The organism is Paenibacillus sp. FSL R5-192, from assembly GCF_000517845.1.
GTDB lineage: Bacteria > Bacillota > Bacilli > Paenibacillales > Paenibacillaceae > Paenibacillus > Paenibacillus amylolyticus.
The window spans coordinates 85,437-105,936 of the sequence record NZ_ASPR01000024.1; the positions used below are offsets into that span (position 1 = coordinate 85,437).

General features: G+C 45.9%; 24 protein-coding genes. All 24 read right to left on the reverse strand.

The window, feature by feature from the left end:
- Window positions 1–2 precede the first annotated feature (2 nt).
- The 24 genes from C161_RS19065 to prsW all read right to left on the reverse strand — a co-directional run bounded on the left by C161_RS19065 (window position 3) and on the right by prsW (window position 20,473).
- A complete protein-coding gene (locus C161_RS19065) occupies window positions 3–866 on the reverse strand; it encodes a heptaprenyl diphosphate synthase component 1 (protein ID WP_036607692.1) in 864 nt (287 codons plus the stop codon).
- Between the two features lie 101 nt (window positions 867–967).
- A complete protein-coding gene (locus C161_RS19070) occupies window positions 968–1,519 on the reverse strand; it encodes a hypothetical protein (protein WP_036607694.1) in 552 nt (183 codons plus the stop codon).
- A 121-nt stretch (window positions 1,520–1,640) separates the two neighbouring features.
- The gene (mtrB, locus tag C161_RS19075) at window positions 1,641–1,862 is read right to left on the reverse strand and encodes a trp RNA-binding attenuation protein MtrB (RefSeq protein ID WP_017687697.1); all 222 of its coding nucleotides are present in this window, start codon (window positions 1,860–1,862) and stop codon (window positions 1,641–1,643) included.
- Window positions 1,863–2,031: 169 nt separating this feature from the next.
- Complete coding sequence (locus C161_RS19080) at window positions 2,032–2,304, reverse strand: HU family DNA-binding protein (RefSeq protein WP_024630670.1); 273 nt, start codon at window positions 2,302–2,304, stop codon at window positions 2,032–2,034.
- A gap of 217 nt (window positions 2,305–2,521) precedes the next feature.
- Window positions 2,522–3,508, reverse strand: a complete 987-nt coding sequence (locus C161_RS19085) for an ABC transporter permease (RefSeq protein ID WP_036607696.1) — start codon at window positions 3,506–3,508, stop codon at window positions 2,522–2,524.
- On the reverse strand, window positions 3,505–5,022 hold the full coding sequence (locus tag C161_RS19090; protein WP_036672046.1) for a sugar ABC transporter ATP-binding protein: 1,518 nt from the start codon (window positions 5,020–5,022) through the stop codon (window positions 3,505–3,507). Before C161_RS19090 ends, C161_RS19085 begins: the two co-directional genes overlap by 4 nt.
- 112 nt (window positions 5,023–5,134) lie before the next feature.
- Complete coding sequence (locus C161_RS19095; RefSeq protein WP_036672016.1) at window positions 5,135–6,232, reverse strand: sugar ABC transporter substrate-binding protein; 1,098 nt, start codon at window positions 6,230–6,232, stop codon at window positions 5,135–5,137.
- A gap of 217 nt (window positions 6,233–6,449) precedes the next feature.
- Entirely contained in the window at window positions 6,450–7,928 is a 1,479-nt protein-coding gene (spoIVA, locus tag C161_RS19100) for a stage IV sporulation protein A (protein WP_017687692.1), read from the reverse strand.
- Between the two features lie 454 nt (window positions 7,929–8,382).
- The gene (locus tag C161_RS19105; protein ID WP_051449813.1) at window positions 8,383–9,162 is read right to left on the reverse strand and encodes a hypothetical protein; all 780 of its coding nucleotides are present in this window, start codon (window positions 9,160–9,162) and stop codon (window positions 8,383–8,385) included.
- A gap of 46 nt (window positions 9,163–9,208) precedes the next feature.
- Window positions 9,209–9,559, reverse strand: a complete 351-nt coding sequence (locus C161_RS19110; RefSeq protein WP_036607701.1) for a 2Fe-2S iron-sulfur cluster-binding protein — start codon at window positions 9,557–9,559, stop codon at window positions 9,209–9,211.
- 17 nt (window positions 9,560–9,576) lie between these two features.
- The gene (locus C161_RS19115) at window positions 9,577–10,194 is read right to left on the reverse strand and encodes a hypothetical protein (RefSeq protein ID WP_036672020.1); all 618 of its coding nucleotides are present in this window, start codon (window positions 10,192–10,194) and stop codon (window positions 9,577–9,579) included.
- An 83-nt stretch (window positions 10,195–10,277) separates the two neighbouring features.
- Entirely contained in the window at window positions 10,278–10,457 is a 180-nt protein-coding gene (locus C161_RS19120) for a DUF2768 family protein (RefSeq protein WP_036607705.1), read from the reverse strand.
- Between the two features lie 173 nt (window positions 10,458–10,630).
- On the reverse strand, window positions 10,631–10,906 hold the full coding sequence (locus C161_RS19125) for a stage VI sporulation protein F (protein WP_017687687.1): 276 nt from the start codon (window positions 10,904–10,906) through the stop codon (window positions 10,631–10,633).
- Between the two features lie 103 nt (window positions 10,907–11,009).
- Complete coding sequence (locus C161_RS19130) at window positions 11,010–12,050, reverse strand: NAD(P)H-dependent glycerol-3-phosphate dehydrogenase (protein WP_036607707.1); 1,041 nt, start codon at window positions 12,048–12,050, stop codon at window positions 11,010–11,012.
- Window positions 12,043–12,666, reverse strand: a complete 624-nt coding sequence (gene plsY, locus C161_RS19135; protein WP_036672023.1) for a glycerol-3-phosphate 1-O-acyltransferase PlsY — start codon at window positions 12,664–12,666, stop codon at window positions 12,043–12,045. The genes C161_RS19130 and plsY overlap by 8 nt, the downstream gene beginning before the upstream one ends.
- Window positions 12,667–12,677: 11 nt before the next feature.
- On the reverse strand, window positions 12,678–14,000 hold the full coding sequence (der, locus tag C161_RS19140) for a ribosome biogenesis GTPase Der (protein ID WP_017687684.1): 1,323 nt from the start codon (window positions 13,998–14,000) through the stop codon (window positions 12,678–12,680).
- Between the two features lie 185 nt (window positions 14,001–14,185).
- On the reverse strand, window positions 14,186–15,400 hold the full coding sequence (gene rpsA / locus C161_RS19145) for a 30S ribosomal protein S1 (RefSeq protein WP_036607712.1): 1,215 nt from the start codon (window positions 15,398–15,400) through the stop codon (window positions 14,186–14,188).
- Window positions 15,401–15,542: 142 nt separating this feature from the next.
- Window positions 15,543–16,130, reverse strand: a complete 588-nt coding sequence (locus C161_RS19150; protein WP_036607713.1) for a lysophospholipid acyltransferase family protein — start codon at window positions 16,128–16,130, stop codon at window positions 15,543–15,545.
- On the reverse strand, window positions 16,127–16,831 hold the full coding sequence (gene cmk / locus C161_RS19155; protein WP_036607714.1) for a (d)CMP kinase: 705 nt from the start codon (window positions 16,829–16,831) through the stop codon (window positions 16,127–16,129). Before cmk ends, C161_RS19150 begins: the two co-directional genes overlap by 4 nt.
- A gap of 103 nt (window positions 16,832–16,934) precedes the next feature.
- On the reverse strand, window positions 16,935–17,159 hold the full coding sequence (locus C161_RS19160) for a hypothetical protein (protein WP_036607715.1): 225 nt from the start codon (window positions 17,157–17,159) through the stop codon (window positions 16,935–16,937).
- Between the two features lie 63 nt (window positions 17,160–17,222).
- Window positions 17,223–17,876, reverse strand: a complete 654-nt coding sequence (locus C161_RS19165; protein ID WP_036672025.1) for a flagellar brake protein — start codon at window positions 17,874–17,876, stop codon at window positions 17,223–17,225.
- Window positions 17,877–18,024: 148 nt separating this feature from the next.
- Window positions 18,025–19,371 (reverse strand): germination protein YpeB, encoded by a 1,347-nt coding sequence (gene ypeB, locus C161_RS19170; RefSeq protein ID WP_036607717.1) that lies wholly within the window; start codon window positions 19,369–19,371, stop codon window positions 18,025–18,027.
- Window positions 19,372–19,492: 121 nt separating this feature from the next.
- Window positions 19,493–19,663 carry a hypothetical protein gene (locus tag C161_RS32805; RefSeq protein ID WP_164783335.1) on the reverse strand — a complete coding sequence of 57 codons (171 nt, stop codon included), beginning with the start codon at window positions 19,661–19,663 and terminating at the stop codon, window positions 19,493–19,495.
- A 114-nt stretch (window positions 19,664–19,777) separates the two neighbouring features.
- Window positions 19,778–20,473 (reverse strand): glutamic-type intramembrane protease PrsW, encoded by a 696-nt coding sequence (prsW, locus tag C161_RS19175; RefSeq protein ID WP_017687676.1) that lies wholly within the window; start codon window positions 20,471–20,473, stop codon window positions 19,778–19,780.
- Window positions 20,474–20,500: the final 27 nt, after the last annotated feature.

Consider the following 20,500-nt stretch of genomic DNA (forward strand, 5'->3'; position numbering starts at 1 on the left):
CCTCAATCTTCCCTTACTGCCGCATGTGAAGGCTGCAAATATGCCAAGTAAGGCTCTAGAATTGCATGTATCTCATGCAAGCCCATTCGCCCTTCCTCGTCTTGCAACAACAGTTGAATGCGGTGTGTACACTCGCGAAGCTTGTCCAGCAAAACCTCGCCAACCCTATGCTTCAGCACCATAGCGTTCCATGCACGTGCATCCAATTCAGACTGACGCAACACATTGCGCTCATCGTCATTACCATGCTCGTAAATGTGCCAGTATGCATAGCTGTGAAGATATTGTTTTGCGTCATTCATCCGCTTCAGTTCTTCCACGATCGTTTCGCAGGAGCTGAATTCGGTCAACAGGCTGTTCCATAAAGACTCTTCGTTATGTTGAATCATGCCTGTAAATGAAAGAAACAGCTGCATTCTCAGCTGTACCGTTTCACGCAAGTATTCGTCAGCCGAAACGAGAAGCTTCTTCATCCGTTCATACAGCGTCATCTTGCGTGCGTTCACTCCGGATACAGCACCACTGAGTTTGCCAATCATTTCAATTCTGCCCGCTTGGGCAAGCAATTGATAAAAACGGCTACTTAAATAATCCCCGGCGAGTACATTCAACTGACGTGAACGCATCTCCTGCTCTTTCCGCTCACCGGAAATGGTATCGATTCGATCATGCGTATCCATGGCCAACTGAACGAGCGAAGTTGCAAGAGCATATAACTCTTGATGCACCTTTTCGTCTGTGCGGCCCACAAATACCTGCAACAGACGTGCCCGGCTATCCGGAAATGATGGGATTTCCGTATGTTGTCGAATCATGTCGTAATCCGTATATTTCTTTGCTAGTTGGGGTACGCGATATGAATTCATTCTCAGCCTCCGAGCCTTAACATTGTTAAACCTTTTCTGCACTACAATCTTATATATTATAGCATATGTTGAACGGGCACGCACTGAATCCTGCTATTCTATTACCCCTGACTTGTCATTTCGAATTGCTTCTTCCAGAGTTCGGTCTCCATCAAATGAAACCAGTCCTTCAATTCATCTGAAAAGGCCGCACTTTTCCAGTTCCGTAATGTTTCAATTGCATACAGAGGCCACTCTCCACGCCGAATATCAGCAGCAAGTAACAGATGTCGTTTATGCATCCATTCATCTTCTGCCATCACACGCAGCAGCACCTGATCCACGTTATCCAGACTCCGAAAGCCCAGATCCGCTACAGCTGCAATGTTCTCATAGATTTCAGTGTAACTTGTACCCGTTCCTTGAACTTTGAGGTCCAGTCTCAAAATGGACTGTTTCCATTCCACTCTTGCAATGGGCGTTGATAGTTGCATAGAGCTTAGCACATCAACCAGATTGTCATTCGTTAGCTGAACTGGATGATGTGATGCAGAGGCAGGCTGTACGTTGTCCCCGCCCCATGTACGCATATGTAAGGTTTGTATCGCAACAAGCAGAAAGACCGCCGCAACCGTTGCCAGCATTGAAGCAGTAACAATCATCCGCGGTTTCATATACGCCTCCCTGCCTTTACCTGTTAGTGTAGTCTGTCCGGTAAAGGCTCATACCTCATTGTACAATGAAAAAAAGCAGGCTATGCCTGCAATCTTCATTTGAATGTATTCAATCTGTCCATTACTCCGATTCAATCTGTCCATGCTTGGTAATCAGCGTGGCTTTGCCCCGGATTTTAATAGCTGAAGTATGGGTGGTAAATTGGGCAAACATCACTTCACCTTTGTCCAATTTCTCGGTGTGGTGAAAACGTGTATCCTGACCTCGGGTTAATCCGATCACCTGGACACCATTTTCCTCTGCCTTAATTACAATATAATCATTGCCGGTTGGATGATCCATCACGCATGTCCCCTTCTTTAGTTCGATAGCGTTAATGATGATTAAGATTGTTTCATTTGTCAACCTGCGCCTTATACGAATGAACCGCAAGAATCATCGTTAAAGGGCAAAAGAAAAGGCCGTGAACAAGTCACGGTCTTTTTGTCGACATATGGAATATGTAGAAATCTTATTTAATTCCGTCTTTGAGCGCTTTACCTGGTTTGAATGCAGGAATTTTGCTCGCAGGAATTTCGATTTCTTCACCTGTTTGCGGGTTGCGTCCTTTACGTGCAGAGCGCTCGCGAACTTCGAAGTTCCCAAAACCAACCAATTGTACTTTATCTCCGCTTTGAAGAGCCTCAGAGATTGCTTCGAATACGGCATCAACCGCTTTCGTTACATCTTTCTTGGACAATTCAGTCGCTTCAGATACGTGTGTAATCAAGTCTGATTTGTTCATTTGTTTTTCACCTCCTGTATCAATGTCCTGAATGTTATACTGTGTTTCCGTTTTATAGCGAAATATACGTTCATACGCAAAAAATCTACGTACATCTTGAGCGCTGAACACAAATCTCCGCCTGCGGTCAACAGTCATTTTCGGCAGAATATCGTCTGAAACCACGGGCATTTCAGACGCCGAACAAATTTCATACTAATACAGACAGCCCACAATTTCAAGTCCGGTTGCGGTTTAAGACGTAAAATGTAACCGCCAGGGCAAGCACGAGAACTCCACCTTTTACAATATCATGTGTGAAATACTGTACGTTCATCATCGTTAAACCGTTCACAAGTACACCAATCAGAACCGAACCAATGAAGGTTCCGATGACATTGGGTTTACCCGCACCAAACACAGAGAAACCGACAAATACTGCAGCTACGGATTCCATTAACAACGGTGATCCAGCATCGATTTGCCCAGATCCTACTTTGGAGGCATAGATGATACCCCCGATTGCTGCAAACACTCCAGCGGCTACATAGGCGAGTGTACGCACCTTTTTCACCTTGATTCCAGACAACCGTGCAGCTTCCTCATTACCACCTGTAATGTACATCTGACGCCCATATTTCGTATACGTCAAAAAGATATGCACACCTATTACCGCAATAATTAACATGATAACCGATATCGGCATACCAAGCCATTTACCCTGTCCTATAAGTAGAAATGTCGGGTCCATCTCTCCCGCAGCTTTGCTCCCGTCAGGGAACTGCATGTGATTGTAAATGGTATATCCCTGTGCATACGTTTTGTGAATACCTCCGATGATGTACATCGTGGCAAGGGTTGCGAGCAAATCCGGAATACGCATTTTTACAATGAGCAAAGCGTTCAGTAAACCAATAACAGCCCCGATAATCAATGGCACGATAATGACGATCGCCAGTGGTTGTTGATACCAAATCATTAACGAAGCAGTAACGACGGTAGTTAATGAGACAGTCGCCCCAACCGAGAGATCGAATCCATCAACAATGAGAGATAACGTAACACCGATCGCTACAAAAGTAACGATAGAGATCGAGCCCAAAATATCGGTCAAGTTACTGTACGTAAAGAAATAAGGCAATTTAATGCCGAAAAATGCGATAACACCTATGATGACTATAATCGCCCCGTAACGGAACGCAAAATCCAGTGATTTATCCTTCATGATTGCACCTCTTGTCCACCGCTTGCATAGTATAGCAGCTGTTCTTGGTTAGTCTCGCCTCGTTTGAACTCTTTTACGATAACACCTTCGCACATGACAGCGATTCGGTCACCAATTCCCATGCCTTCATCCAGTTCACAGGTGAAATAGATTACACCCTTGCCCGCCAAAGCCAGTTCATTAATGATGCGGAAAATGTCACTTTTTGCCCCAATATCTACGCCTTTGGTTGGCTCATCAAATATAAATACATCCGCATCCGCATTAAGCCATTTACCAATGGCTACCTTTTGCTGGTTACCACCGCTTAGATATTTCACTTCCTGTTTCACGGACGATGTTTTAATTCCAAGCTGTTTCACCAATGACTCTGCGTTTAGACGTTCCCGCTTGCGGCTTACGAAACCTAATGTACTAAGACGACTTAGCAAAGGAAGACTTAAATTCCGTTCCACGTTCTCCTGAATCAGGATTCCTTGTTTACGTCGCTCCTCGGGTACAGAAACAATCCCCAGAGCCGCCGCATCCGCAGGCTGAGACAGACGGAGATTACGGTTGTTAAGCCGGATCTCGCCTCCCTCCAGCCGATCTGCACCAATCAGCAAACGAGAGCTTTCCGTTTTACCCGCGCCTACCAGACCCACCACAGCGAGGACTTCACCTCGGCTTACAGAGAGGTTAACACCTTTAACCTTCACTCCACGACGAAGCCCACGCGCCTCCAAAAGCAGTTCCCCCACGGGCGCTTCCGTCTTTGGAAATTCTTCTTCAAATGGTTTGCCTAACATCTGAGTAACCAAATCGTTGATCGTCAGTCCCTTTGCTTCACCAGTAAATACATGTTGTCCATCTCTCATAACCGTAACGCGATCACAGTGACCCGTCACTTCAGCAAGACGATGGGTAATGAAAATACAGGCTACGCCCCGATCCTTCAGGAGATGAACAATCCGGAAAAATGCATCCGTTTCTTCCTGGCTCAGCGGTGCAGTCGGTTCATCAAAAATGATGACTTTGGCATCCTGGATCAAAATCCGCGCCAGCAATATCATCTGTTTTTCTGCAAGCGTCAGATCGGCCACTTTTTGGTGAACGGATATGTCCGCCCCTAATTGCTTTAACGCCTCAACAGCACGCTGTTTCAGCTTCCGTGGACTTTTCCACCAACCTCCAGCAGATGAAGCCAACTGATCCAGCATGATGTTCTCCGCAGCCGTCAGCTGTGGCACCAGTGCCGCATCCACTTCCTGATAGACACAGTGAATCCCACTTGCCTTTGCGTCTCCCGGAGAACTTAAATGAAGCGCTTGTCCACTCAATTGAATCGTCCCCTGATCCATTGGATAGGCACCGGACAGAATTTTCATTAACGTGCTTTTACCGGCACCATTGGCACCCAGCAGCGCATGAATCTCCCCACCTTTTACAGAGAAATCCACATCCTTCAGTGCAGGAATACCTGAAAACTGCTTGTGGATATGTTCCATTTGAAGCAGAATCGGTGCAGTGCTCATGATGTTAACCTCCAATCGTTCCCATACGGGAGTATCCCATTTCTCATCCATACTCGCACATCTTCATTATGGTAGAAAAAGCGCGCCTTGCGGCGCGCTTCCCATACGCTGCTTATTTAGCAGTAATTCCGTATTCACTCATCCAGTCCTTGATTCCTTGTGTGCTGCCACCCCAACCTTCAACGAACTCTGACAGCTCAGAAGTGGAGATTTGTTTATCTGGCAGAGCTTCACGTTGAACATAGACCGGGTTAAGAACAACTGCATCTTCTGTCTCGTCCCCGTTCAGTTTTTGATAAGCATAACGTACCTGGACGCGACCAATATCCGTTGGATCAACAGCAGCAGAAGCAACCCAAGGATTTTTCGGGTCCTGAATCATTTGCAGATCCTCGTCACTCATATCGATACCATACACTTTGATCTCATCACGTCCAGCTTGTTGAATGGCACGTGCTGCACCTTTGGCGAACTCATCCCATGCAGTCCATACAGCTGTAATCTCACCTTTTGGATACTGCTTGAGAATAGCTTCCATTTTGGCTTGTGTATCCAGCGCCGGGTTCTGAGCAGAACCGAATGTAGCTATTTCCTTGATGTCCGGATTTGCTTTCATGAATTCACCGTATGCAATCTGACGGCGTTCCATCGGTGCGAAACCAGCTACCCATACTTTGACAATATTGCCTTGTCCATTGATATCTTTTTTCATTTGCTCCAGTGTCAGTTCAGCCATCTTCTGGTCATCCTGCGACAGGACTGTAGCTCCTGGAACACTGATAGCTGCGTCAAACACGACCACTGGAATATTTTGTTCTACTGCCTTCTTCACGCCTGGCTCTAATAGGGAATCACCGTGATCCGTGAGAATGGCATCGAACTTCTGGTTAATAGCGCTATCAAGCAAGGATACCATCTTTGCTTTGTCATTATCGGCAACAAACGTTGTCAGTTCTCCACCGAATTTTTCGATTTCTTCTTTTACACCTTGTACATATTGCTGCGAGAAAGTACCTGTATTAAACTCCATAATAAGTGCAATCCGTTTGCCGCTTAGAGGGCCTGTAACTGCTTCCGTTTTTGGTGTATCATCTGATGCACCCGAAGCCGGAGTGGCTGCCGGTTCTTTTTTGATTCCGCAAGCGGACAGCGCCAATGTAAATACTAATAACACACTCAACCATACCCATTTAGTCTCTTTTCTTTTCATCCCTGTATCCCCCTGTCCACTCTCTGTGATCTCGATCACAATAGTTGAATATTAATATAACGGCTAATCCCTAGTATGTAAATGGGTTTTAGCAATTTAAAGCTAAAACTCGCTAAGTTTTTTCGAAAGTACTATTCTTCCTATCCATTTCATCCAAAATAAAGAAATCACGTAAAAAAGACCGCGAGGGGATGCCCCCTTACGGTCTTTTGATGTCTTACAGAATGATAGCGATCAAGCCGCCCGAACCTTCGTTAATGATTCTTCCCAGCGTCTCTTGCAATTTGTATCTTGCATTATCCGGCATCATGGCAATTTTGCCCTGGATCCCTTCTCGCACGATGGAGTGCAGTGAACGACCAAACATGTCTGAATCCCATACCTTGATCGGATCGTTCTCGAAGTCCTGCATCAGGTATCTCACCAGTTCCTCACTTTGTTTCTCCGTACCGATGATTGGAGCGAACTCTGATTCCACATCAACCCGGATCATATGAATGGACGGTGCCGTTGCTTTCAGACGTACGCCAAATTTGGTGCCCTGACGAATGAGCTCAGGTTCATCCAGAGCCATCTCGGCAAGAGATGGAGCAGCAATGCCGTATCCGGTCGTTTTGACCATCTCCAGCGCTTCTGCGAAGCGGTCGTATTCTCTCTTCGCATGCGAGAATTCCTGCATTAATTGCAGCAGATGATCCTTACCGCGAATCTCGATTCCAACCACTTCCACGAGAATCTGATCATACAGTTCATCCGGCGCGTACAGGTCAATCTCGGCTACACCCTGCCCCATATTCATGCCACTCAGGCCTGCGCGATCAATGAATTCATATTCCATGAACTGAGCGACAACCCGATCCACGTCACGAAGTCTGCGAATGTCCTTAACGGTATCCCGTACGGAATTTTCGTAGTTGCTACGCAGCCAGTGAGTCTCATTGAGTACCATAACCCAGCTCGGCAAGTTTACATTCACTTCATGCACAGGGAACTCATAGAGCACTTCACGAAGTACACCCGTCACATCATCTTCCGTCATCGTCGCTGCACTGAGTGTCATCACCGGAATGTCGTATTTGGCAGCAAGCTCACTGCGCAATTGCAGGGCTTCTTCACTGCGAGGACGAGTAGAGTTGATGACCAGGACAAACGGTTTACCCACTTCTTTTAATTCTGCAATGACCCGTTCTTCGGATTCCACATAGGAACTGCGGGCAATTTCGGCGATTGTGCCGTCTGTTGTTACCACAACACCCAGTGTGGAATGCTCCTGAATGACTTTGCGAGTACCAATCTCGGCAGCTTCCTGGAACGGAATTGGTTCCTCGAACCAAGGCGTGGAGATCATGCGTGGACCATTCTCATCCTCGTATCCCTTGGCTCCTTCCACCGCGTAACCTACACAATCCACAAGGCGCACATTGACATCAAGTCCTTCTGCCACCTTAATCTGGACTGCGTTATTTGGTACGAATTTTGGTTCGGTAGTCATGATGGTTTTACCTGCTGCACTCTGTGGAAGTTCATCCACTGCACGGGCACGATCAGCCTCGCTTGCGATGTTAGGCAATACGATCGTTTCCATGAATCGTTTAATAAATGTTGATTTTCCCGTCCGGACTGCGCCGACAACCCCGAGATAAATATCCCCTCCGGTCCGCTCAGCTATGTCCTTAAAAATGTCCACTTTCTCCAATGAAATCCCCTCCCTAAATTACTCCGAAGGAAAAATGCTAAAGAGCATCCGCTTCGTTTTTTCAATCAGAAGACTGAAATCCCTGCAACGGTAGAGCCGCCTTTGTGAGTGCCCGGAAGTCGTCCGCCGCCGAACGTTGCATTCTGATGAAACCGGCGAGAGCGGCGTTAACTCGTACATGCAATTGGACTAGTATCATCTTATGTATCCGTATGCGGCAATATGACGCGTATTTTTGTTTTTTTATCTTAAGGTGATGACATTAGGAGAATCCCCCGATCTCGGACTGCGCGTCTTTATTTCAATCTACTTTATGTGATCCGCGAAGCTTTTATGACAGTTATTGCTCATACTGACAAAAGAAAAAAGAGATATCCCTTATTTGGAATATCTCTTTTTGAACCATTAGAGCCATGGTGGTCATACAGCTAAATCATTTGAATGGCAACCATGCTTATTTTATGGGCTGGGCAACCGGCGCATTATTTTTCCAAGCGTAGAAAACGGATTTTACAGGTACGAAGTAGGAGTGTTCCACCAGCAAATCCCGAACATCTTCAGTCTCTGCTGGAGACACGTCAGACTTTTCCACTGCCTGCATAATATCAAAAGCATAATCTACATAGACCTTGCCTTCGTCATCCATCATAAACGGTAACGCCTGACCTGAATATACACTATTCAGCGTAATGGAAGGAGTACCTGCCTGAGCAGCCTGCTCCATATTCACAGCATATAACCCCGGATACAGTTCTTCCCCGCTTGGCAGCTTATTGTTATGTACGGACTTATATTGATTAACCATTCGTTGCACATCGTTTACTTTCTGTACGGTCAGAAGATCCATCACTTTAATGGTCGGATTCACTTCTTCGTCCTGAATAAGGAAGTAAGCGCTCCCACCACTTTCAAAAGCAGTCCCCGGTATTTCATCCAGATACCCCAGTTGTTTCAACTTGGGCAGATCCACTCTGAACTTTTCATATTTTGGCGTTTCCATATCTGCATTGATGATTGGCAAAATCCCCTCATTTTGCTGAAATGCCTCGACCGCACTCTGGATGCGGCTCACGCTCTCCCGATAAGCTATCTTAGGGTCTGAATTGCTCTGGGATGGATACATACAACCACTTGCTGTAAAAGCAAACAACAGGAATAACAGCAGACCGCCCGTCTGATGTTTCAGACGCTGCCGTCCGCTTCCTTCCACACATTTTGGCTTGTTCCTAATCATTCGTGTCCTCCTTGAATAACTCATTAGAGAATCAATGTCATAACGCTCAGAACCAGTCGTCTTCCTGTTGTTGACGTTCCAGTTGTTTCCGAATGGCTGCCTTCAACGGGTCCTCTGGAACATGAACCGATAGAGATCCACACACCTTGGCCTGACAGGACAGTCGTGTACCTGCTTCCAACAGTGAACCCAGCTTGCGCTTTTCTGCATCTGTTGGTGGATACAGTTCCGTCCGATGTTCTTCATCCACGTTCACTTTGCACATCAGGCAAGCCGCTTTGCCATCACATCGGGTCGTAATCTTGACTCCAGCACGTCGTGCTGCATGCAGAAGTGTTGCCCCTGGTTTGAGCGCTATTGATTTGTTCATAGGTAAAAAAGTAACTTTATAGTCCATCATTTTCCTCCCTCAACCTACTGGGGCCATGTAAAGCCAACAAGCTCTTCCACTTCGGCTCTGAAGCGGCTTGTCCATACATTCTGTTGACTTAAAAGCATCATTATAGGTTGATGTGCATCTGGCTGCTCGCGCATCTGTGTCGCAATGGGGACATAACGATCTTCACGACCTCGCAGCAGATTAAACAACAACTCATGCGCAAGCGGCATCAGTCGCAGGCTATATAAACCCACTTGTGCTACTGGTGCATGGGGAGCAAGTACATGTTCAATCTCAATACGGTACCAACTTTTGCGAGCCCATATTTCGAAACCACCAACCAGTTCCAGCGCACATTCACCCACCTGATAGTGGCTCAGCAGAGAAGCATACGGTCCTGTCTTATCCACTGTAGGCTCGTCAAGCATTTCCCCCGGAGCGCTACGGTGAAGTTCTTTAGCAGCAGCAACATCCGCATAGATATCAATATCTCTCGGAGCCTGTTGCAACTCCACCCCTTGAAGCAGCAACCCACAACTTCCTCCAAGTAACCATGTCTGTGGCTGTGTGTTCCAGGCTTTGGCCGTTTCCAGCAAAGCCGCGTGTAATTCCGGATAACGCTCTGTCCGACCCTCCGTATCATGCGGCCCCATAGGCTCACACTCCCCTCATCCGTGTTCATTGTGTCAGTTCTTATGATGTGCTTATGCGGATGTTATCCTTCAGGCATGGGAAATCAGGTCAGAGAAGCGATTCCACCGAACAAGCCAATCAGCATAATCAAAAATGCAATCAGAGAAAGAATCCCCCGTACAATACCTTTTGTTTTGGCACGAGCAAACGTAATCAGGAATACAGATAGTCCCATAATGAGGATGGCCACCAATGACAGCCACATCTTGTCCATTGCGCTCATAATCCAGCAGTCTCCCCTTCAGTCCGATATTCATCACTGACACTGTGACAATTGCAACCATTATAACACGAAATTCAGCTCAACTTTCCAAAAAAAAGACAAAAAAGCAAGCCGGCAGAAGCCGACTCGTCTTTTTGTCTTACTGGATCACCTGCACAAGCAGGTGTGATCTATTATTTTTTCATCATCATTTTCATTAACGATTCCATACTGCTCGGATTCAATCCGCTTTTCTTGACCGCACTCACAATATCCTTAACCGTATCCTCAGATACCGGAACTTTCGCCATGGCGGATACTTGTTTGATCAATTGGCGCAACTGAGCTTCATTCTGAATCGTCGTTGGTTTCACCGTGCTTGCCAATTTCTTAACGGCACCTTCCGTTATCGTTTTACCCGTTTTCTTATTGATTGCATTCAGTGCATCTTTGGAAATGTTGTTACCCATTCGTCTCCCCTCCTCCGGCAATACTCATGTGTATAGTATGAGTCTGCTACAGAAAAGGTGAATAAGCTTCTTATTTCACAAGGTACGTTTAGGCTGATTACAATCAGGAATGCCACTGCTCCCAGGTTTCAAGCTTCATGACTTCCATTTCAGTCTTCGGGTCACGTCCCATCAAGGCTTCAACCGCATCACGCGGCTGTCTCTCCTGGAATAAAACGTGATATAACTGATCCGCAATTGGCATTTGTACACCGTATTTTTGTGAGATGAAATAGGCAGCTTGCGTAGTTCGAATGCCTTCTACCACCATGCCCATGGACTTCAGAACATCATCCAGCTTCTGTCCCTGGCCTAACATGGAACCTGCTCTCCAGTTCCGACTGTGCTGACTTGTAGCCGTTACAACCAGATCCCCGATTCCAGCAAGTCCCGAAAACGTTAGCGGATTTGCTCCCATCTCAACACCAATACGTGTGATCTCTGCCAGACCGCGTGTTAGCAAAGCGGCTTTGGCATTATCACCAAATTGAAGACCATCGGACATACCTGCACCAAGAGCAATGATATTTTTGAATGCACCCGCCAGCTCAACACCGATCATATCCCGATTCGTGTAAACCCGGAAATAAGCATTCATAAACAAAGCTTGGGCAGACTCGGCAGATGCCTTATCCAGTGAAGCTACAACCACTGTCGTTGGACAACGCTTCACCACTTCTTCCGCATGGCTTGGGCCAGAAAGAACAACCACACGTCCTTCTTCACATTCAAGCTCTTCTGAAATGACTGTGGACATCCGTTTGAGGCTTTCTGTCTCAAAACCTTTGGTTGCATGAATGACTAACATCTCAGGCTTGTAATAAGCCTTAAGCTGGTTCGTAACTGCACGCATGGCTGATGAAGGCGCAACAATTAACACAGCTATAGCGCCTTCCACCGCAGCTTCCATATCAGTTGTTGCTTGAATCCGTGGTGAAAGCTCCGCATCCGGAAGATAGCGAGTATTAGTGTGCTTGTTATTGATTTCGTTAGCCTGGTCTTCACCACGTGTCCACATCATCACATCCAACTGATTGGCGGCGAGTACACTGGCCAGAGCTGTTCCCCAGCTCCCAGCGACTAGAACAGCAACTTTTTTAGACAACTCGTTTACCCCCTCCAGGGTTTTTCGATCCCAATTTATTTTCCTGTCCTTTGGCGAGCTTCGCAATATTGGTACGATGTCTCCAGAACGCAAACAGACAAATAATCAGACTCCCCCAGAAGATATTCATTGAATATCCGGATAATACCATGATAAAGATGGGTGTAAATGCTACAAAAATCAGAGAGCCCAATGAAACATAGCGTGTCAATACAATAGACAGAATGGCGATCACCCCAGCACATAACGCAGGCAGGAAAGCAAGACTTACCAGAACACCAATGGCTGTGGCAACGCCTTTTCCTCCACGAAAATGGAAGTAAAGCGGCCAGTTATGTCCTGCAATGGCTGCTATACCACTGAGTGCAGGAATCCAGGCAGAACCGTTACTCAGCCAGATTCCAATCCATACAGCTGCAACACCCTTAAGTACATCAAGTAACAGAACAGCAATTGCTGGTCCTTTACCCAAAATACGCAATGTATTGGTAGCTCCCGCGTTTCCGCTTCCGTGCTGACGAATATCGATCCCCCGTATCGCTTTGGCAAGGAGGACACTAAAGCTGATCGAACCGAGCAGATAACTCAGTACAATCGCTGCGATTTGTAAAATCACACACTTCTCCCCTAACTTTCGTCGGACTTCTTCCGAGTAAATATGCGAATTGGTGTTCCTTCGAAGTCAAACGCTGCACGGATTTTATTCTCCAGATAGCGCTCATATGAGAAGTGCATCAATTCCGGATCGTTCACAAAAACAACCATGGTCGGTGGCTTAACGGCAACCTGAGTCACATAGTTAATTCTCATTCTCCGTCCTTTATCCGTTGGCGGAGGGTTAATTGCAACCGCATCAGACACCACATCGTTAAGTAGATGTGTTTGTACACGTAACGAGTGTTGATCTGCTACCCTTTTCACAACCGGTAACAATTTTTGTAAGCGTTGTTTTGTGAGGGCTGACAAGAATACGACTGGAGCATAAGTCATAAACAGGAAGTGATCCCGAATTTTTCTCTCAAACTCTTTCATCGTTTTGTCATGCTTCTCTACCACATCCCATTTGTTCACAACAAACAATGACGCTTTACCAGCTTCGAATGCATATCCTGCAATATGCTTGTCCTGTTCAATAATGCCTTCTTCACCATTAATGACAATCAGAACAACATCTGCACGCTCAATCGCACGCATCGCACGCATTACACTGTATTTCTCAGTTGTTTCATATACTTTACCACGCTTACGCATACCTGCTGTATCAATCAGCACGTAACGTTGGCCGTCTTTTTCAAAAGGTGTATCAATCGCATCCCGGGTCGTTCCAGCCACGTCACTTACAATGACACGCTCTTCACCCAGAATAGCGTTCACCAGTGAAGATTTACCTACATTAGGACGTCCGATCAGAGCTACACGAATGACATCTTCATCGTAAGTCTCTTCCTCAAGTTCTGGCAACTTCTCCACAATTGCATCAAGCAAGTCACCTACACCTGTACCGTGACTTCCGGATACGCCGATGGGATCACCGAAACCAAATCCATAAAACTCATAAATGAGCTCACTTCGTCCGATATTATCCACTTTGTTAACGGCTACAACAATAGGCTTGCCTGAGCGGTAGAGCATCTCTGCTACCTCTTCATCCGATTGCGTAATACCTGCTTTTGCATCACACATGAATACAATAACATCCGCTTCTTCAATAGCGAGCTCTGCTTGCATCCGAATCGATTTTAAGATTACATCTTCACCATCAATTTCGATACCACCTGTATCAATGATACTAAATGGTTTACCGTTCCATTCACCGATTCCATATATACGGTCACGGGTAATGCCCGGCTTGTCTTCCACAATGGCCAGTCTGTCGCCGATGATCCGATTGAAAATGGTGGATTTACCCACGTTCGGTCGTCCGACAATTGCCACAACGGGTCTTGCCATACATTCCACTCCTCCTGTCCATACTTACGATACTCATCATAGCAAAAAAGATATATCTTGGCTAACGTTTCATGCCAAATTACTCGCAATAAAAACAATCGGCGAACCCGCCTTGGGCTCGCCGATCTTGCTTTTGTTATTCAGCAAAATATGCAGTATATAACTTAGAACCATGCATTGTTAACTTATTTGAATTTGCTGAGTTTGTCTCCAAACAGTTCGCCAAGCGTAGTGCTCATACCTTGATTGTTCAAGGAAACGTTTGGATTGTTGATTTCTTCACGCGGAGCGTTGTTTCTTGAAGGTCTTTCTGATTTTTGTGGTTGAGCTGGAGCTTCTTCTGTTTCTTTGATGCTCAAGCTTACACGTTGCTCAGAAGGGTTCATGTCCAAGATTTTAACTTGAACTTCTTGTCCTTCTTTCAGCACTTCATGAGGAGTGCCGATGTGTTTGTGGGAGATTTGCGAGATATGCACAAGTCCCTCAACACCAGGAGCGATTTCAACAAATGCACCGAAGTCTACCAGACGTTTTACAACACCTGTTACGATATCGCTGGAATTGAATTTTTCGCTTGCTGTTTCCCAAGGACCTGGTTGAACAGCTTTCATGCTCAGGCTGATTTTGCCTTTTTCAGGGTCAACTTTCAGCACTTTCACACTAACTTTATCACCTTCAGACAGTACGTCGGATGGTTTTTCAACGTGTGTCCAAGCCAGCTCGGATACGTGAACCAAACCGTCAACTCCGCCCACATCAACAAATGCACCGAATTGAGTCAAACGTTGTACTGTACCTTCGATCACTTGACCTTCTTGCAAACCAGCCATTACTGTAGCTTTGTTTGCTTCGAATTCTTGCTCCAGTACGTCTTTTTGGGAAAGGATCACTTTGTTGTTCTCACGGTCGATCTCTTTCACTTTAACACGCAGTGTGCGTCCTTTGTAGTCGCTGAAGTCTTCAACGAAATGGCGTTCAACCATGGAAGCCGGGATAAATCCACGTACGCCCACGTCTGCTACCAGACCGCCTTTAACAACATCACCTACAACAACTTCGAATACGTCTTGGTCTTCAAAATGCTTTTGCAATTGATCCCATGCGTTTTCGCTGTCGATTGCACGTTTGGACAGAACGAGTTTTTCTTTCTCGTCGTCGATGCTAAGAACTTTAGCTTCAACTTCTTGTCCAACTTCTACTGCGTCAGACGCGCTGTCAACATGTAATGAAGACAGTTCACGAATTGGAATGACACCGTCATATTTATATCCAATGCTCACATAGGCTTGGTTATCTTCCAATTTGACGATGGTTCCTTTTACGGTATCTCCTTTTTTCAAGGAAACGAATTGATCCAACTCATCTTGGGTTGCTTCTTGATTTTTCATTTCTTCCGACATGTCAAATACCCTCCTCAATTCAAAAACCCCATTATATTCAAACCTGCCTGTAGCAGAGTTCAAAACACTTTCATCACTGAGTGCTCAAACTTTAGTCTCCCTCAAAAATATGGAAACATGCACTCAGCTACCGACGAAGCCATTACTTGCTTGGCACGCCCGTTTGCACCATCTCGTTAATCTTGGACATAATCTTTTCAGTCGCCTTCTCCAGAGCTTCTCCAGATGGGTCTTCCTTGAACTCGTCCAAACTTACTGGTGCTCCATATACAACTTTCATCTTACGAAAAACTTTGTAGTTACCGATAATAGCAGTAGGAATAACTGTAGCGCCACTGCGGAGAGCAAAACTCGCTGCCCCTTTTTTGCCGATACCTCCATCATTGTGACGGCTTCCCGAGGGGAAGATTCCAAGCACTTGACCATCACGCAAAATATTGAGTGAGGTTTTGATGGATTCCTTGCTGACACCTCCACGTTTAACGGGGAAAGCGCCCACGGCTTTAATAATTCGGCCGAGTACCGGAATTTCAAACAATTCGCTTTTGGCCATGAAACGTACCTGACGGCGAAGTTTGATACCAACGGTTGGAGGATCGAAGTTACTAATATGATTGGAACATAAAAGTACGCCGCCTTCTTTCGGAATATTCTCCCGTCCAACGGCCTCCAAGCGGAAAAGAATGGTATAAATGATCCGCAGTAATGTGCTGCAAAATGTGTAAATCATAGACCGATCTCTCCTCTGACCATTGTGCAATAAGATACGATTTTGTCAACCACTTCATGAATGTTCATCTCCGTTGTATCAAGGACAATAGCATCCTCAGCACAACGCAATGGGGAAATTTCCCGATTCTCATCCAATCTGTCACGGGTGGCAATGTCTCGCTCCAGCTGTTGCAACGTCAGTCCTTCAGAGGGGTCCAGTTCTTTGAAGCGGCGAAGCGCACGCTCTTCCACACTGGCAGTCATGAAGATTTTCACTTCCGCATCGGGCAGTACTGTCGTTCCGATATCGCGTCCATCCATGACGACGCCCTTGCGCAAAGCCATTTGCCGCTGAGTATCCACTAATTGCGTACGCAGCCCCTCGATTTGCGCATATCGGGACACGATTCCCGTCACTTCACGGGAGCGGATTTCCGAGGTTACTTCTTCCCCATTACAGAACACTTTCTGTCCGTCGGGATCCGGTTGTAAATCAATGACCAGCTTTTGGGCTTCCTGAAGTACCTGTGTCACATCTTCCGGTGTAATACCTTTCCGAAGCATATGCAAGGTTACCGCACGGTACATTGCGCCTGTGTCGACGTATACATACGCGAGCGCCTCTGCAACCAATCGGGCCACCGTGCTTTTCCCGGCACCGGCAGGTCCGTCAATTGCAACGTTCATTTTCCCGTTCTCTGATGTGTTCTGGCTTGCCAACGGGGCATTCCTCCTCAAACGATAAACCTCAATAAAAAAACAGGCATTGCCTGCATCGTGAAAATTATACCACACTCTACACATGGATGCAAAAACAGACAAATCAACGACGGTTGTAATCATTCATCGTTTGCACTTCAATTGGCGTTCCTTCCAGGCGGTCAATGGTGGTCAAATTCTTTTTGAAGCCTGGTACCAACAGCAGCAATTGATATACCACAAGCAGGATTAGAAGGGCTGCAATCAGAATCGTAACCTTTCGTTCCATTCGCCTGGAGAAAACATAATAAAGTCGTTCATATCTGCGGGTTGCATGACGACGATTCAAGGCAATACCTCCGTTTTTTTCATTACGGTACCCGCAGTTCCCTCTCTTTATGCCACAACATTCCTATTTCGTGCGATAGTCAAGTTGCCGCTCAAAACAAAACTTGATAATTTTCTGGCGCTCCGAATCTGAAATCTGCACAAATTTCAACATGCATAGCTGTCTGCCGGTTTCCAGGGTTTTGATCCGCACAACTTCAGCTTCAAAATTCACATGTTCAATGGTTGAATTCCGGTAGGGAACCAGCAACCAGCATTTCAATTTTTGACCTTCAGCTATTGAGAAACCTGTTTCGCCGTAGATGGACAATCCACCACCGCCAATATCTTCAGTCAATCCGACAGCACGGGTCAGATCTTCACTCTGGATGGCCAATTCGAGGTTCGCATGAACACGAAGAAAGCTGCGCCGTTGTATTTTGGATATATCGCTCGGAAGCGGTTTGCGGATACGGACAAGACGGACCACATCTTCCTCAAATCCCGTGACATAGGTATTAAAATAATGCCGGACCCCATCCTCCGTAATATATGAAATGGACAATTCATCTCCGAAAAAGAGCCTTTTCAGACGGCTGCTTCCTTGTTGCATCGGGACCTCAATCAGAAAACTGCTGTCATCCATATCTGCAATGCGTGATTTGTACTCTTTGTGTTCCTCTTTTTCATCTGCAGAAGCAATGTGGATGTATAAAATTTCATTTATTTTCGGAAACAAGCTGTTCACCGCCACTTTATGTATTTATCTTCGTATGTACAAGGACTATTATACCATGACCTTTCTCACATTGAACAAGAAAAAAACAGACCACATCGTGGTCTGCCGCAGTTATTCGCTCAACTTCAAATTCAAATTATCCATCTTTTTATGAGGTTGCATTGACCGGTTTGATCTCTTCAACCGCTTCTTCTATTCCTGTATTCGCATTAATGTATATCCGGTAACGAGAACCGTTAATTTTCCCTCCGAATTCATAACACAATACTTCTTTGCTGTAATCATTCTCAATCAGGGATTTGCGAACATAATTTTCTTCGAACTCCGAATTAAGCTTTTTCCGCGCCTGTTGCTCCGTAAGAGTTGCTTTCGGAATTTTGCGCATGTCATTATGTTCGTAAACAAAGTCACTCGCCTGGAAGCCGGTTACTTCGCCTGTATCCAAACCTACACGAACTGACATTTTCTCGGGATAAATCAAGGTGTCCCCTTGCTTACGCACATAAGTAAGGTTACCCAGATTACCATATTCATCGTAGTTTACAGCTTTCATATCCTTATAGCCTTTGTTCATTAGAAATTGATCTGCTTTAGCCATGGCATTCTGACGAGACACTTTTTTGGTTCCGATTGGACGCGTATCACTGTAAGAGATCAGCATTCCGCCATTACGGGTGAAATCCATCATCAGTTTGCCATTGTTGGCATGATCAATCGTGGCAGTGTAGGACTCCCAGTCTGTTCCTTTGCCGTTCTCCTGCACTTGGATTTTGCTACGATCCGCATCAGAGAATTTTGCAGCCTTGCTCTGAATCTGTTCTTTGGTCACCGGCAAGCCGTCCAGTTTCTTGACTGATCGTTTTGCATAGATGTTGGATACGGAAGGACCCCAATCAAGCTCCGGGTATTCCTGTACCTTTTTGTTTACAGTACGAAAACCATCAACGATCGTGTTGTCCATGGTTTGCTCTTGTGTTGCCATGGCAGTCTCTGCATCCATCCAGCGCAATCGGTCCGTCAGGACTTTCTGCTGCACATCCTGCAGATTCTTGGTAATCTCGGATGAATTCTGATACAGCTTTTTCAGGTTGCCCATTTCCTTCTCACTTAGCGGTTCGTTCGTCAAGTCACGCATCGACGCCCGATAGGCAAAGTTGGAAATACGCGAGAGAAACTCCTCTGTCTCGTTAAATGGCAGCATGGTGAGTGGCAGTTGGTTGATCTCATTCTGCGCTTCACTGGTGAGTCGCCATACATTCATCAGACCTTTGCGATGCATCCCCTGTGATGTAGAGTGAACCGCCAAGGTGTTGCCAATCTCCGAATGCAATTTGTCCATATGAAAAGATAAATCGTGAAATGCACGCTGATATTGATTCTCTGCCTTGATCAGAATTGCATTCTTCTCCTGATTCTCCTGATAGCCCCACACGAGCGCACCGACCAGCAGAACCGCAAATATCGGAAACATGACTGAACTTAATCGTTTATACATCGGTAGAGTCTCCTTTCTTCTAAACCACTACCTCTATTGTGGATCGAAGAAAGATCTCTTATGCATGCGATTTCCAGTCCTTACACAAGCAGGCTGCTAAAGTAGCGTTTGGGTCCTCCTTTTAATTCAGCTGAATCCCAGTTGCCATGCCCTCTTCTTCAATTTCGAACTGGTCTCTGTTATCACATAGGCACTGCTTGAATCCCGTCTCAATCCGGCCCCGATCTTTCTTGCCTCGTAATGTAAATCGTTCACCGCATTGTTTGCATCTGATTTTAATTTTAATTCTCATCACAACGATCTCCGTTTCTGTCGGTCATTCCCCGGGAGTTTATCTGTAAAAATAAAAACACACCGGAGTCATAGGCGCAATATGCGCTTTATGTCCACCAGTGTGTCCGTATTTTTATAATTTAACCTCTTCCTCCCGCTTCACAAAACGAAAAGGAGAACGGTTATTAGCTCGTGTGATTTTACCCATTGCCCCATACCACAGGCCCGCCATTAGCGGCGCTATAAACCACAACCAATGATTCACCATGGTGTTCATGATGACATCGTACAATGCATGCCAGAAAAAAGGTAACACCAGAGAAAGAACCAGATACCACCGCTTTTTCTTACCACCGATAAACTTGGCTTTACCCATATAATAACCCATGATTACCGCAAACATAGCATGCCCTGAAACAGGGAGCAGTGCTCGAAGGAACATGGCTGAGACGGATGCATTCCCCGCAAAGGCATACAACACATTCTCAACAGTGGCAAATCCAAGTGAAACAGCGACTGCATATAAGATCCCGTCATACGGCTCATCAAATTCGGTGTGATTATAGATGATATGATAAAGTACGAACCATTTAACGAATTCCTCCACACCACCTGAGATCATAATGGCCTCAAGATAAGGATTATCCCCGAGCCACATCATCATGCCACGCTGAATAATCATCACAGGCAGTACCATCAGAATCCCCATGAGGAAAACCCGCAATACCATATGAAGTGGCTCATAATCATAACGGTCTTTCAGGTAAAAGTATGTTAACAAGGCGAGACCCGGAGCAACTGCTGCCGCTAAGACCGAAAACAAAAGCACCGAAATTCCCTCCTCTGACTAAAGACG

What these genes read in the sequence shown, in the direction of transcription:
- C161_RS19065 (WP_036607692.1), bottom strand. Translation starts at nt 866, where the DNA reads ATGAATTCATATCGCGTACCCCAACTAGCAAAGAAATATACGGATTAC.
- C161_RS19070 (WP_036607694.1), bottom strand. Translation starts at nt 1,519, where the DNA reads ATGAAACCGCGGATGATTGTTACTGCTTCAATGCTGGCAACGGTTGCG.
- mtrB (WP_017687697.1), bottom strand. Translation starts at nt 1,862, where the DNA reads ATGGATCATCCAACCGGCAATGATTATATTGTAATTAAGGCAGAGGAA.
- C161_RS19080 (WP_024630670.1), bottom strand. Translation starts at nt 2,304, where the DNA reads ATGAACAAATCAGACTTGATTACACACGTATCTGAAGCGACTGAATTG.
- C161_RS19085 (WP_036607696.1), bottom strand. Translation starts at nt 3,508, where the DNA reads ATGAAGGATAAATCACTGGATTTTGCGTTCCGTTACGGGGCGATTATA.
- C161_RS19090 (WP_036672046.1), bottom strand. Translation starts at nt 5,022, where the DNA reads ATGAGCACTGCACCGATTCTGCTTCAAATGGAACATATCCACAAGCAG.
- C161_RS19095 (WP_036672016.1), bottom strand. Translation starts at nt 6,232, where the DNA reads ATGAAAAGAAAAGAGACTAAATGGGTATGGTTGAGTGTGTTATTAGTA.
- C161_RS19105 (WP_051449813.1), bottom strand. Translation starts at nt 9,162, where the DNA reads ATGATTAGGAACAAGCCAAAATGTGTGGAAGGAAGCGGACGGCAGCGT.
- C161_RS19110 (WP_036607701.1), bottom strand. Translation starts at nt 9,559, where the DNA reads ATGGACTATAAAGTTACTTTTTTACCTATGAACAAATCAATAGCGCTC.
- C161_RS19115 (WP_036672020.1), bottom strand. Translation starts at nt 10,194, where the DNA reads ATGGGGCCGCATGATACGGAGGGTCGGACAGAGCGTTATCCGGAATTA.
- C161_RS19120 (WP_036607705.1), bottom strand. Translation starts at nt 10,457, where the DNA reads ATGAGCGCAATGGACAAGATGTGGCTGTCATTGGTGGCCATCCTCATT.
- C161_RS19125 (WP_017687687.1), bottom strand. Translation starts at nt 10,906, where the DNA reads ATGGGTAACAACATTTCCAAAGATGCACTGAATGCAATCAATAAGAAA.
- der (WP_017687684.1), bottom strand. Translation starts at nt 14,000, where the DNA reads ATGGCAAGACCCGTTGTGGCAATTGTCGGACGACCGAACGTGGGTAAA.
- rpsA (WP_036607712.1), bottom strand. Translation starts at nt 15,400, where the DNA reads ATGTCGGAAGAAATGAAAAATCAAGAAGCAACCCAAGATGAGTTGGAT.
- C161_RS19150 (WP_036607713.1), bottom strand. Translation starts at nt 16,130, where the DNA reads ATGATTTACACATTTTGCAGCACATTACTGCGGATCATTTATACCATT.
- ypeB (WP_036607717.1), bottom strand. Translation starts at nt 19,371, where the DNA reads ATGTATAAACGATTAAGTTCAGTCATGTTTCCGATATTTGCGGTTCTG.
- C161_RS32805 (WP_164783335.1), bottom strand. Translation starts at nt 19,663, where the DNA reads ATGAGAATTAAAATTAAAATCAGATGCAAACAATGCGGTGAACGATTT.